The 11,075-nt window shown below is 40.2% G+C and carries 15 protein-coding genes; 4 read left to right on the top strand and 11 right to left on the bottom strand.

All coding sequences use genetic code 11. The annotated features are described in order from the left end of the window. The 4 genes from DDR33_RS26085 to DDR33_RS25625 form a co-directional block, all read right to left on the bottom strand. Positions 1-1,042, bottom strand: a 1,042-nt coding sequence (locus tag DDR33_RS26085) for a hypothetical protein (RefSeq protein WP_158280856.1), incomplete at its 3' end; no start/stop codon positions are given. A gap of 278 nt (positions 1,043-1,320) precedes the next feature. Next, a complete protein-coding gene (locus tag DDR33_RS24060; RefSeq protein ID WP_109418359.1) occupies positions 1,321-1,947 on the bottom strand; it encodes a TonB-dependent receptor plug domain-containing protein in 627 nt (208 codons plus the stop codon). After that, positions 1,889-2,230, bottom strand: a complete 342-nt coding sequence (locus DDR33_RS25630) for a peptidase associated/transthyretin-like domain-containing protein (protein ID WP_146198843.1) — start codon at positions 2,228-2,230, stop codon at positions 1,889-1,891. The genes DDR33_RS24060 and DDR33_RS25630 overlap by 59 nt, the downstream gene beginning before the upstream one ends. Before the next feature lie 124 nt (positions 2,231-2,354). Continuing rightward, on the bottom strand, positions 2,355-2,582 hold the full coding sequence (locus tag DDR33_RS25625; protein ID WP_146198842.1) for a hypothetical protein: 228 nt from the start codon (positions 2,580-2,582) through the stop codon (positions 2,355-2,357). 824 nt (positions 2,583-3,406) lie between these two features. On the opposite strand from DDR33_RS25625, the gene DDR33_RS24045 reads away from it, so the two are divergent. From DDR33_RS24045 to DDR33_RS24020, 4 genes are all read left to right on the top strand, one after another. Beyond that, positions 3,407-3,961 (top strand): helix-turn-helix domain-containing protein, encoded by a 555-nt coding sequence (locus DDR33_RS24045; RefSeq protein WP_109418356.1) that lies wholly within the window; start codon positions 3,407-3,409, stop codon positions 3,959-3,961. A 208-nt stretch (positions 3,962-4,169) separates the two neighbouring features. Then, positions 4,170-4,565, top strand: a complete 396-nt coding sequence (locus DDR33_RS24040; protein WP_109418355.1) for a helix-turn-helix domain-containing protein — start codon at positions 4,170-4,172, stop codon at positions 4,563-4,565. Positions 4,566-5,346: 781 nt separating this feature from the next. After that, positions 5,347-5,925, top strand: coding sequence for a hypothetical protein (locus DDR33_RS25620; RefSeq protein WP_146198841.1), 579 nt, complete (start codon positions 5,347-5,349; stop codon positions 5,923-5,925). A gap of 52 nt (positions 5,926-5,977) precedes the next feature. After that, complete coding sequence (locus DDR33_RS24020) at positions 5,978-6,334, top strand: DUF2019 domain-containing protein (RefSeq protein ID WP_202913837.1); 357 nt, start codon at positions 5,978-5,980, stop codon at positions 6,332-6,334. Positions 6,335-6,497: 163 nt separating this feature from the next. Here DDR33_RS24020 and DDR33_RS27030 read toward each other — a convergent pair whose 3' ends face one another. From DDR33_RS27030 to DDR33_RS23975, 7 genes are all read right to left on the bottom strand, one after another. Further along, positions 6,498-6,716 (bottom strand): hypothetical protein, encoded by a 219-nt coding sequence (locus DDR33_RS27030; RefSeq protein WP_394341131.1) that lies wholly within the window; start codon positions 6,714-6,716, stop codon positions 6,498-6,500. A 112-nt stretch (positions 6,717-6,828) separates the two neighbouring features. Beyond that, positions 6,829-7,302 (bottom strand): hypothetical protein, encoded by a 474-nt coding sequence (locus tag DDR33_RS24010; RefSeq protein ID WP_109418349.1) that lies wholly within the window; start codon positions 7,300-7,302, stop codon positions 6,829-6,831. 3 nt (positions 7,303-7,305) lie between these two features. Continuing rightward, positions 7,306-8,235: an RHS repeat-associated core domain-containing protein gene (locus DDR33_RS24005; RefSeq protein WP_109418348.1), complete on the bottom strand. Its 930-nt coding sequence runs from the start codon at positions 8,233-8,235 to the stop codon at positions 7,306-7,308. Between the two features lie 770 nt (positions 8,236-9,005). Next, a complete protein-coding gene (locus DDR33_RS23990) occupies positions 9,006-9,551 on the bottom strand; it encodes a DUF3885 domain-containing protein (RefSeq protein WP_109418345.1) in 546 nt (181 codons plus the stop codon). Then, complete coding sequence (locus tag DDR33_RS27025; protein WP_109418344.1) at positions 9,551-9,706, bottom strand: toxin C-terminal domain-containing protein; 156 nt, start codon at positions 9,704-9,706, stop codon at positions 9,551-9,553. Before DDR33_RS27025 ends, DDR33_RS23990 begins: the two co-directional genes overlap by 1 nt. A gap of 34 nt (positions 9,707-9,740) precedes the next feature. After that, positions 9,741-10,160: a hypothetical protein gene (locus DDR33_RS23980; protein WP_109418343.1), complete on the bottom strand. Its 420-nt coding sequence runs from the start codon at positions 10,158-10,160 to the stop codon at positions 9,741-9,743. Next, positions 10,161-11,075, bottom strand: a 915-nt coding sequence (locus tag DDR33_RS23975) for an RHS repeat domain-containing protein (protein ID WP_146198839.1), incomplete at its 5' end; no start/stop codon positions are given.

The raw sequence follows: 11,075 nt of genomic DNA, 5'->3' as shown, positions 1-11,075 counted from the left end.
AAGCAAACTCTATCTTAGTTCCGTCTGAAAAAGTAATCGCCGCGGGTACAAGTTCTGATACGTTTGTATGATCTAGGTCAAAGCAAGACAAACGGTTCAAATACGGTGCATCAGAATGATCTACAAAGTGGGAATAGCAAAGACCAGAATAATAATCATCGAATGGCTTTTTGTTGTAGGAGAAGGATATTATTTCATCTTTATGGGCAGTTTCAATACGTGTCAAATACCAGCCGGACGCATAAACCTTGTTGTAAAACAGATAAGGATCCCAATAAGACACAAAATAATTTTTTATTATTTCTGACTCTTCAATATCGTCAAAGAAGTAGGTTGTCCCTGCTTCATCGATAATCTTAAATGAGGAGATTTGTGTGGAAAGTTCATTTTTTTGTGAAAAAGTTGGAATTATCTTTATGCTCATTTCGGGTACAATATGAATGCTCTTATCATTCCCAATGTAAAACTTCCCTGCCCTGCCGAGAAAGTTGAATTCAAAGACATCCCGCTGGGAATCGGCCAAACCTACATCATACTTATATAGTATGTCTGACCCGGAAATCCTCGTTTCTCCATCTGGTCTCTGAGAAACCCCGGTGTTAAATAGGACTCCGTTAAACTCACTGGTTACTTCTCCAGAGGAGTTGGCGGTGCTGTTTTTATAATCGTCGGGGATGCCGCGTCTATTCCTAATAATAGCCCCCCCTAAATTGAGAAACCACCCCTTCCCCACTATTGATCCCGGGTCTTCCCACTTGATTCCTCCTCCTCCAACGTAGTCGAGTTTTAATGAAATATCCAAGTCTTTCAACTCTTTTTTATAAAGTTCTATCCGCGGTTGAATTTGCCCATTGAACAAATTCAAAGGGGCACCACTTACTTGACCAACTCCATATGATTGAGGAGAGGGCAAATCAAAGCTGCTCAAAAAATCAGTCGTAGGCTGAGCTTGGGCTGCAACTATTTTATGAATAAGTAGCAAAAACGGTAAAACGAAAGACTTAGCTTTCAAAATCCTGCTGCGATAAAATTCACTGATCACTTCTAGTGTTTTTAATTATTATTAATATAGAAATCAAAGCTTGTAACTTTTATATGCCGTGTTTGACATTATCGGTGATAAGCATCACATAAAAAAAGGATATTCGCAGAATTGAGTTGACCAATTCCGATATAGGATCTGCGGAGAAATTTGCACCGTTGTAAAAAGACATTAGATCTGTTTTATATTGTAAAGGAACAGACTTATTATTTTATGAATTTAAACAGAATATTAAGTTTTTTATTAAAAGGCAAAAAATGTAAGATGGGGTCTTTCTTTTAATAAAGATCGGGCTTATTACCCACTGTGACATTTGTGGTGAAAGCCACTTCGGTCTTTTTGTTACGTTTCCCCTTTTTCGTGCTGACTACGATCACTCCGTTCCCGGACCTCACTCCCCATATCGAGGCAGCAGCCGCATCCTTAAGGACCGTGATATTTTCGATATCGTTTGGATTGATGCTGCTGAGGTTTCCTTCATAAGGGAATCCGTCGACTACGACGAGCGGGCTTCTGGCGGCATGGATGGAACTGGTACCCCGGACACTGATGTCGTTACCGCCTGTGGAAGCATCGTAGGTATTCCTGTTAAATAGCAAACCCGGAACGACACCTTCCAGCCTGTCTACAAGGTTTGTGCTGACCCGACGGTTGAGGAGTTGATTATCTACCTGTGCAAAGGAACCTGTAGCCCTTTCTTTGGGGAGCTGCTGGTAGCCGGTACTAACGATAGCGACATCTTCGAGTTGTGTAGCATCGGGGGAAAGGGCGACGATGATATCTGCCTGGGTGTCTTGCGGCCCGATCTTTTTCGGCTGGTAGCCGATGAAGGAGACGACCAGGATGTCATCGGGCGGAACGTTTTGTAAAGAGAAAAGTCCTTCCTTTCCTGCGGAGGTGGGCATGTGTGGTGCCTTTTATTTTAATGAGCGCACCCGGAAGCGACCCGCCTTTTTCGTCGGTGACTTTTCCTTTGATGGAATGGCCTGTCTGCGCGTAGGTGCTGACGATGGCCATCAGCGAAAAGAGGATGATCATCAGGATGTAAAAACAGAGCAGGTACTGACCGGGAAGTTTTTCGGGCTCTGGTTGTTCCATTGGGGCGGGAGTTTCCGCCGGATGTTTGAGTTGTTTCGTTTTGTGCTTAAAAAAGGGCAAAAGGATTCCCTGTACTCGGATTTTGAGCATTTTTTGATTAATGATTAAGAGGATTAAGAAAATATAGAGGAGCCGGGAGGCTTAATCAGGAGGCAAAGGAATGGGTGATCATGGAGGGATGACTGTCGACATGATCCATATAGACAGGGAGGGCTTATGCATCTCCACTCCCCTCTGTTCTTGACTCTGGTGTCTCTTCGCGATGCTTATAGATATCGGTCAACAGGCCGTCAAGCTGCTCGTAGAAATACATCAGGTCAGTTCTTTCTTTCCGGGGAAGGGAGCCAAATTCGCCGGTGACGGCGGACTTAATCAGACGCCAAAGGTAAGTCCTGCTGCCCTCTTCATCGTAGTTGATGAGGAATTCATCGAGTGGTCGCATCAGAGGGGAACCTCCTTTCCGGAAGATAAGCACCCCAGGCGGGTTATGCCGTTTGCATTCGGGGCTTTCACCTTATTTGTTTTCGGTGATACTGGCATTTTTAAGCTTTGAAGTGTACATTTGAAGCATAGGAGTTCCGTTAGGTAAAAAACCTTCATTGTTGACTATGTATAGTTGATGAATGGGTTTGAAAACGACAGGCAAAGACGACTCAGCATATTAGTGGGTGTAGAGTCTGGATTTTATTGTCTGACAGAAATTGGATCGGGGAATTATTCAGGGCCTTTGATAATTCGGATAATTGGGTTTTGCAAAGGACAAGAGAAAGTGGAAAACACAAACACGAATCGGAAAGATTCTTTGTGAATGTCCATGCCACTTTTGACGTTGAGGATGTTGGTTCTCGTTTTCATAACTACTTATTATGAAACGATACCTCTTTAAGAAATACAGAACTGTCTTATTAAAATTCAATAGGGCAGCTTAGTGTACTTCTAACCGAGGGAAACGGCCAGTAACCCACCCAAGGATTTTTCAATCGATGGGTTTACCATTAGAAGACAACGAAAGCCGCCCTAAAGAATAATTTATACAAAGATATAAATTACAAACATAGGGCGAACTTACGGTCTCCTCACTGGCAAAAATTGGCCGTTTTCTCGAGTGAGAGACATCGTTCTTAGAACGTCGAGGTTCTTAACATATGTTCTGCCGGCGTTAGCCGACTGGCTTTGCCCAAAGGATCGCCTACGAGACAAACGCCAATACAACAACAGACAATAAAATATCAAATACAAAATAAAAAATATATTTAATAAAGATCTTTGAAAAAACAAAAAACAACGGAAGCCGAATTTGCGAGTCAAATACAGAAGTATCTTGACCACTTTGGTCTAAAACAGGGCGATTTAGGAAAATTAATAGGTACAGGCGCTACCGACATCAGAGATATTTTAAGTTTTAAAAGATCGGTCGGGCTGAGCAGAGCAGATCGAATAGCAAAGGTATTCGGGTTAAGATATTATGAATTGGGAAATCCGGGACATTCTTTTCCTACATTCAATGATTTACCAGCCAGAACTCGTAACTCAATAGAAAAAAGGGAACAAGCTGAAGAACCAGAAATTGAGAGAAATGTTGGTCTTAGGCTCCCTGATCACGTACAACAAGTTCTCTTATCCGGAAGGCTGCCAGAAGAATTCACATCTTCTGATATACTCCAGTTACTTCCTGAAAATATAAAGACACAGATACAATCTATAAGAATTACTCATCTGCTTAACAATGGCAAGCTCCGCAACAGCGTTGAAAACACAAAAAAAGTACGAAAAGCTCCCGGAAAAGGCAGAGGAGAAACTATTTATAGACGAAAGAATTAAGTATTTCTAGTAAACCGGCTCGCCCTTATTAAATCAACGCAATCAAAAAGATCAGTGGTGATCTTGTTTAACATCCTAAAAACATGCCCCTCATCACCTTTTCATATTTTTCTCCCAAAATCCCTGTGACTTTTATAAAACGACACCTAACTTCGAATAACCAAATCCCTGTATGAGCATTTTTTCATTTTTCTCAATACTATCTTAAATGGAAAAAGAAGCGGTAGAATACAAACAAGTTGCAATGTCTCATCTTGATTATCTCTTGATAATACATGTTAAAAAACTCAGAGAAAATAAAGGATGGTCGCAAAGAAAACTTAGCGATGAAATGCACCTAACAAAAGGATTCGTCGGTAATGTAGAGGCTTTTACTCAAAGGCTTAAGTATAATATCCGCCATTTAACACTACTTTGTAAAGCTTTTGGTTATAAATCCGTTTCTAAGCTATTTCCGTTCGAAACACCTGAGCACGACTGGGTAAGATTAACTATCAAGATCAACACCAAAGTAAAAAAAGATGGCACCTTCTCCAGAGAGAGGAGTTCCGAAGTCATCAAAGTTGAACCTTTAAAAAAAGGAGAAGAACAGCAGAAATCTTAACCAGGATACTACTCCACAGATAGTAAAGAATTATCCATTCTTTAAATCCTTATTCGATGGCCCGGTAACCTATGACGCCTATCTTCTAACTCTTGGTGCAACGCAACAGTTTGGGAACATCGCTGTTTAAGATTACTTCTCGCGCTCTTTATTAACCGTCGATCCTAAACGAGATCTTGGACGGTTGCCTACAATACCCTCTCTTCTTCTGACAACCGGCCGAGATCTCGAGTTTCGGAAATATCTTCCGAACATGGACTGCTGCTTTACTTCTCTAACTGAAGAAACAGACCGATGTTACACTATATATATTAGATTAGTAGCCTCTGATTTTCTCCCTTAACCATAGCGTCAGAATAAATAGGCCTATTGAGCCTACAAAATACATGATCACCCAAATACTACTTATCAGCCTTTGGCGTTTCGTTTCTATTTTGAACTCTTCAATTATTTTACTATGATTTTCTAAGTCTTTGAGATAATAACGATACAGCATATATGCTGGAATAATTATTAAAAGGTACCATAATTGTCCATATCCTCCAAAAACAGGCAAGACCACCGTGTACCTAAAAATCAAAGAAAAAACAATATCTATAAGCGTTACTAAATTAAAGCAAGCAAAAACCATAATTACCAGAAAGGTAGAAAAGAACGGAATCGCATCACCATTGCTAAAGTAGCTATACAGCCTATAATAATAATATCTTAATACTCGCATCAGGGAATAATTGTTTTGTTATAAATATAATCAACCGGATTATAACCGGACATATCTGCAATGCCATATATTATTCCGAACCCGATAGTATACGGATTAGATTTTAATAGAAGGCTACCCGCTGATATACCTAACTTTGTCCAGTCAGCAGCAGTCGCGTTGGAAAACCCTTTATTCGCTATCGTAGAGAAATCACTAAGAGCCGCTGTAGCACCTAATACTTTACCTGCAACTCCAAGAACCTTAGTAGTACTACTTATTAGGGCTTGTGAAGCAGTCGGTTCCGTTTTGGCTATGGCTGCTCCTACTTCCCCAAAAGTGGTCACCAAACCAAGTGCATCCACTCCCTCCTTTGCTTCTCCTGACAAAGTCGGTAGTGTACCTGAATTTAAGCCGAAATTTGCTTCATTTTATTTATCTAAAAAAGCAATGGGATCTGCAGGGGCAGGTAAAGCATGTCATATTGTTGAGCAAACTCCTGGTAATATTAATCAGTTCGGAGCTCAAGCCATACACAATTCAGAAAATTTAACTAAACTGCCGCATGGCGCAGGGACAATACATGCACGAGTGTCAGGTTACTACTCTTCTATTCAGCCATTTACAGGTAATCAGACGGTGAGGCAGTGGCTAAGCTAAAAAATTTCGAAGAACAATATAAATTTGGAATTCAGGTATTAAAAAGATTCGGTTGGACACCATGACAAAAATAACGGATACAGCAATAGCTCTTTCAAAGTTTGAGGAAGCTGCGATAAAACATTCAGAGGCCACGCAACAAGGGGATTACAAAATGGCAAATAGTGCTTATGCTATTTTAAGGAAAATTTATGCTTTCCTTAAAGAGCAAAGCGATATTCAGATGCTATCTCAATTCTTAGACCACCCGTCCACAGGTGTTCGTCTTTGGGCAGCAACCTATTTATTGCCAGTTTCGGAGTCTGAAGGACTAAAAGTATTGAGGCAGATAACTAAAGAACCAGGAATACACTCACTTACAGCGAAAACGACAGTAGATGAATGGTTGAAAGGGGCTCTCAAACTATAGTTCCAAAGATTGGGCAGAAGTGGTAAATTAGTTCTAGACTGGTCGTAGCATCGCAATCCTGTGGTAAGTGTTTTTGGAACATATCAAAAAAGACAGACAAAGACATTATAAGAAAAACCATATTCCAGACGATTTTAAGGAACCCATCAGTAGCGGATTGGTATTAAAAGCAGAAGGGATTGAGATATGGCTTGCAATTGGAGGATGTCAAAAAAACGCTCCCAATAGGTGTAATAATAAAAGGAACGGTAATGCGGGACTGATGGTGAAGGCCGGGGTCACGACGATCTTGCGGACTAAGTTTGTTACCGGCATCGGCGACATAGATATTCCCTGAAGCATCGGCAACGACGGCAAGGGGGTTATTGAAAGTGGAAGACAGGGCGGAACTGTTGGTGTATCCGGCGGTACCGGTCCCGGCGTAGGTGCTGGTGGTCTGGCCGGAAACGGTGGCGGGGTGATCTCCACCCTCAAATTTTAGAATGTCAGACCTATCACATATAGTCGGTAATTATCACGTTTTCAATTGGAATAGGTGGTTTAAAACTCTTAAACTGTGTTTTACCCTTTTCATCCTTGGATTTATCAAAACGCTCAGTTCTTACCCCAGTCAGGTAAAAATGATCGTTTATATAGTAAAAATTAAAATCCTTTCGGTAATAAATTCTAGAACCGTATTCAATTGATAGCTGAAATCCGGCGCTAGTCTTTTTTATCCAGTTTACAGAAAAACCCATATAATCATCCTGAGATGGCAAGGCCAAATGACAGACATCTTTATCGAATCTCCAAACTCCTATTTCTCTTTTATTAGTGCTTTCATTCTTAACATCGATAACCTTATATCCTGAACCAATCACTACCTGATGGAGTGTATCAATAGGTACTGCATTCTTTGCTACTCCATTTCTTGTGGAGCAGGTCCCATAAGAGGAATAAACAGCTATTAATAATATAATTAATCTCATGCCTTATTGCTTAACTCGTTTCCAATATATTGACCGGCCGACTGAACCTGTCGCCTGTAATCCAAATGCCGTTTTCACTCCCGTGTTATAGTAAAAGTTACAATTCGTTAAATTAGAAGGATCGGTAAATACATCTGCCGGAATAGTATTCCTTGTCTTTCCGTACTTATAAATCCCTCTCTTGTAATACTGAGTGTTACTCGTAAGGTAGGTATCATAGATACTACTGGATATTGAAATGCTATTATATTCTTCAAACTTATTATGAGGAGTACCATTAGGGGACTTTAGACCCCAGGCAAGAAAATCTGTTCCATCCCAAAGTACTGCACCATCTGTAGGATCCGCACCTCCTAATAACACATCTATCACGGCAGACCTGGCTATATTAGCCTGATATCCACGTGAATTAATACTAAGGGGTGATTTGTCTTCCACTGAAGAAAATCCTGACATTAATTTCTTATACATAGTTGTTCCGGAAGCTGTAGCATTATTATATGCAGTATGCGCAATCCATAGGTCCTCTTCTTTTCCCCCACCTTCCTGCTTCACAACATTGGCCATTTTCTGAAATTGAGTATGGTGGTCTGTAAACTGAACTAGATTCTTGAATCCTTTACCATCCCGCTCTCCTACAAAAGCTAGATCCTTTCCTTTTTCTGTCCTTCCGTCATCCCCCAGATATTGTCCATTCCGACTATATATAGGCCACATCCCATCAGGATCGATAAAAAGAACTGGATTATTCAAAGCATAATTATAGGTTGACCAACTATGCCCTTTTTCCGAAAGAGGATCCACCACATTCCACCTCCCTATCACCGCATCATAAAACCTTGCGCCGTAATCATATTGATTACTGCGTTTTTTTTTACTATCTCCTGAAGTCCGTAGCCACCCGTTTTCACCTGTCTCAAAGAACGTTTCCAGTGAATAAAGTTAGTAGTTTGATTTTCTTTTACAAGAGGATTATTGCGGTTCTTTTGATGCTGTCTGCCACAGACTTAGGATGATTATCTTTGCAGCAAAGGTAGCCTCCGAAGGGAAAGCAGTAAAAGGCTTTGGTTTAGTACAAGGGCTATGTGCGGCCTTTTCCATCCGCGGGAGGTTCCATGAGGTTGGGGGACGATGGTGCCCAGCATTGATGCTGCCGGGCTGGCAAAGATTTTACATACTTCGGTGGGTTATCTCCTGGGGGAAAGCGATCAGGCCGATTTATTTAAAGGCACTAAGATGTTGCAGCGCTTTCAGGATATTGCAGTACTGCCAGAGAAAGAAAAGGAATGTTTCCTTACAACCGTTTACCATTTTATCAAAGCTGCCAGGATCAGCTTGATGTAATAAATATTCCAAGCAACAAACGCCTGGCCCGTTTTTGAACCAGGCGCTTGTTGTTTATTAGAAAAAGGCAAAAGAAGCTTACTTGCTTCTGCAGATTTTCAACTGAATATCAAACATATTGGGATTGTCAGGATGATCTTTATCATAATAGTTTATTGTAAAGGAATACTCCATTTCAGTGTCAACAATAAAACAAGTTTGACTATATCCATTTTTGGCAATTGATAAGCAATGCTCTATTGCAAGCTTGTTTTTTACTAAATACATCCCACAATAAGATACATCATCAGAAAATATATAGCATTGCCCAGTATCATTAATAACAGAGCACAGCAGTTGAGATTCACGTACCGCCAATATTATTTTAATAACCATCCAGAGAACTGTCTCCCGATGGCGTATATCAAGTCATCATTAGGAGAAAAGATATCCATGCCTCTGTCATCGTAGATATTAATAATTAATTGATCTTTAAGATTGATAAAATAACAAGTAATATTTGCTGAAGGCTCCAAGGCCATTTCGTAATTTATTATTGAAGTAGTAAGAACCTTACCGAGTGAGTCTGTATATCTGTCAAAGAACAAATACAGTACTTCTTCGTCTTCCTTCTTCTGACGAAACAGTTTATTTGCACTTCTAACACTTAAACCAGCCATTTCCAAAGCGGCTTCTTCATCTTCACTCCACAATATTGCTCTTATCCACACATCCTTTCCACTAAAACAATATTCCAAAATGCGATTACTTCTTTGTATAGCCTGAATAACTCTAGCAGAGTCATCTCCTTCTCCCCCTAATTCAATCCTCAATCGATTTCTATCAATAGAAGCTAATGATGTCGTATTGATACGACCAAAAACATTATTAAATGTATCCTCAAAATCCTTCCAAGTGTTTATCATTATCTCTTAAATATATTAAGGTCTTTATCGGCAGTGCCAACTCTCTTTAGTTTATTACCCTGACGTTCAAATACTTTCCAAGCGCCCCCATTATGACTATCAACATCCCTGGAATAATATTTATTGCCTTTCTTATAAACCTTCTGTTTTAGCAAGTCCGAAGCCTGAGCTAATAATAACTACTTTTACCTATTCACCTTTTAGTTCCTCTAAAAAATCCTGCAAGGATGCTCTTCTCTGATCTATCAATTTGATAGTTTCCTCGATTAACTCTAATGCAAATTTTTCATTGTCCAGGACATTATGTACAAATGAAATAAGGTCAAGCCTGTACTGAAGATTATCTGGATAATATTGAACTAACAATCGATATATTTTCTCAATATCCTGTAAACTGAACAACTTCAATCGGCTCTCATCGTTCACCATTTGCAAAAAATCCGCGAGAAAACCTATGACTCTTTCATTTGCAAAAATTTTGGAATCAAGTAATTCTAATTGAGCCCAAAGTCTCTCTTCTTTTTGAAATGATGCCCTAAGGGAAACAATTGTATTATCTATATCTGTTTGAGACTTAGCAAAAGTCTCTATTATATGTCTAATGTCCATTTATTTATTTTTATTTTTATCTAACAATCGGGGAATTTGATCTATCAATTTTTTCATCTTCTTTGCCCTCTGATCGCCCTTCTGTCCCAAATCCGTTAATTCTTTTCTCGTTTTATTTCCATAAGGCGGATAATAAGATGGGGATTTTTTTAAAGAGCCAGGAAGTAACTCGTCAGCTGTTTTGTCTTCATTAGACTTAACAATATCAGGTCTTAGCTCCGGAGCATAAAGATATTTAGGATCAACCCCTACTTTTACAAGAACAGCGGCTATCCAGGCGGAAAAAGATTTCATGTTCTTTGCTATTGCGTCTCCTGCTGTCCAACCTGTGGTTGCGGCTATAGCTACGGGTCCGGCAACTTCCGAGGCCACAGCCGCAGTTCTGCTTAAGGTAATACCAACTTCACCAAGCTGTATTCCTCCTGCTCCATTAAGTATGTTTACCAGACCGGTCCCAACGGCGACGTTCGACACACTCGGCTTAGGTACATATACAGGCAACTTCGCCAGTGTATCCGCAGCCATTCCATCTGGATCTACCATTAAAATAGGATTGTTTAGCGCATAATTATAAGGCGAAATACTTTCAAATTCATTTGCTAACGGATCTATTGTGTTAAATCTTCCTATCACCGGATCATAAAACCTCGCCCCATAATCATACTGATCTGTTAAGACATCCTGTATCTCCTTTCCATTGTAAAGATACTTGTTTTTTGCTCCCGCTGCATATAGAGGTGCATTTAATCCAAACGCATAGTATTCGTCTTCCTGGATGACGTTGCCTGCTGCATCGGTGCTTACCCGGGTATTGCCCAGATGGTCCTTCAGATCGTATTCATAGCGGTAGGTGCCGTCGGTATTCCGTACCGCCCTGCCCTCTTCGGTCTGGATGAAATCGATTGTTCCGTTGGT

This window comes from Pararcticibacter amylolyticus, from assembly GCF_003130405.1.
Classification (GTDB): Bacteria; Bacteroidota; Bacteroidia; order Sphingobacteriales; family Sphingobacteriaceae; genus Arcticibacter; species Arcticibacter amylolyticus.
This window is presented reverse-complemented; position numbering and strand designations above follow the sequence as displayed.

Bases quoted from the DNA above. Each gene is read 5' to 3' on its own strand.
- DDR33_RS24040 (WP_109418355.1), top strand. From the start codon at position 4,170: ATGGAAAAAGAAGCGGTAGAATACAAACAAGTTGCAATGTCTCATCTT.
- DDR33_RS25625 (WP_146198842.1), bottom strand. From the start codon at position 2,582: ATGCGACCACTCGATGAATTCCTCATCAACTACGATGAAGAGGGCAGC.
- DDR33_RS24010 (WP_109418349.1), bottom strand. From the start codon at position 7,302: ATGAGATTAATTATATTATTAATAGCTGTTTATTCCTCTTATGGGACC.
- DDR33_RS24060 (WP_109418359.1), bottom strand. From the start codon at position 1,947: ATGCCCACCTCCGCAGGAAAGGAAGGACTTTTCTCTTTACAAAACGTT.
- DDR33_RS23990 (WP_109418345.1), bottom strand. From the start codon at position 9,551: ATGATAAACACTTGGAAGGATTTTGAGGATACATTTAATAATGTTTTT.
- DDR33_RS25620 (WP_146198841.1), top strand. From the start codon at position 5,347: ATGCCATATATTATTCCGAACCCGATAGTATACGGATTAGATTTTAAT.
- DDR33_RS23980 (WP_109418343.1), bottom strand. From the start codon at position 10,160: ATGGACATTAGACATATAATAGAGACTTTTGCTAAGTCTCAAACAGAT.
- DDR33_RS25630 (WP_146198843.1), bottom strand. From the start codon at position 2,230: ATGCTCAAAATCCGAGTACAGGGAATCCTTTTGCCCTTTTTTAAGCAC.